This window comes from Spiroplasma sp. hy2, assembly GCF_044714365.1.
Lineage (GTDB): Bacteria > Bacillota_I > Bacilli_A > Mycoplasmatales > Mycoplasmataceae > Spiroplasma > Spiroplasma phoeniceum.
Genome location: NZ_RXFZ02000292.1, coordinates 1 through 842, shown reverse-complemented (window position 1 = coordinate 842; position 842 = coordinate 1). Strand labels below are relative to the sequence as shown.

The 842-nt window shown below is 28.1% G+C and carries 2 protein-coding genes; both read left to right on the top strand.

The window, feature by feature from the left end; translation table 4 throughout:
- The first annotated feature begins 491 nt into the window (after positions 1-491).
- Complete coding sequence (locus EHV01_RS06145; protein ID WP_101519313.1) at positions 492-641, top strand: hypothetical protein; 150 nt, start codon at positions 492-494, stop codon at positions 639-641.
- A partial coding sequence (locus EHV01_RS06140) for a hypothetical protein (protein ID WP_422066690.1) occupies positions 641-842 on the top strand: 202 nt, incomplete at its 3' end. The genes EHV01_RS06145 and EHV01_RS06140, both read left to right, overlap by 1 nt.

The following is an 842-nucleotide window of genomic DNA, read 5'->3' as shown; positions in this document are numbered from 1 at the left end:
WATTAAATAAAAAGGAGAAAATTTCTTTTAAACAAATTTTCTCCAAATATTTTAATTTTATAAAATTGTAAGGTAACCTAAATATTAATACGATTTTCACCACGATATCGATTTGAGGTTGATAACGCCTTAATAATAACATAATCAGTTGTTTTAGTAATTGCAAAATGACAGGGTGAGAAATAAAATGTTGGATTTAAGATAGCAAAATAAGCCAGGCATCGTGTAAGTGAAGTGCAACAAATCAACTCAGAAAAGAGTTAATTTTTTAATGGAAAGAAAACATTATTTTATTTTGCGGTCCGTAGTAACTAAGTATGGAAAAGATAATGTTATTAATATGGTAAATAATATTGTAATTAATAATGTAAAAGAAGATGAATAAATTACCGCTAATAAATTACGCGGATAATTTATTCAATATGGTTTATTTTGAGCGTAGCGAACACGCGAAGCGTGCCGCGAAATTAGATTTTTAGGAGGAATAAGTTATGCCAGTTTGATTAACGACAATATTTAGTGTTGTTATTATATTAGGTATTTTTGCGTGAATTGGTTTATCAATTTATCAAAAAATTCGTCAAATTCAAGGAAAGAAAAAAGATAAAAAAGAAATTGAAAATAAGGAGGATAAGAAATAATGTTAGGTATGTATTTAACAACAGCGGTTAATTTTTTAGCAGCAGATACGCCTACTATTTCAGGTGGAATGGGTTCTATTTGAAGTGGTTTAGGTCAGGCAATGATGAAAGTTAAAGAAGCAATTTATGCTGTATTACCACAATTAATGACTTTTTTAGGTGATGCGTGAATTATTTTAATTCCATTTGGTATTTTTGTTA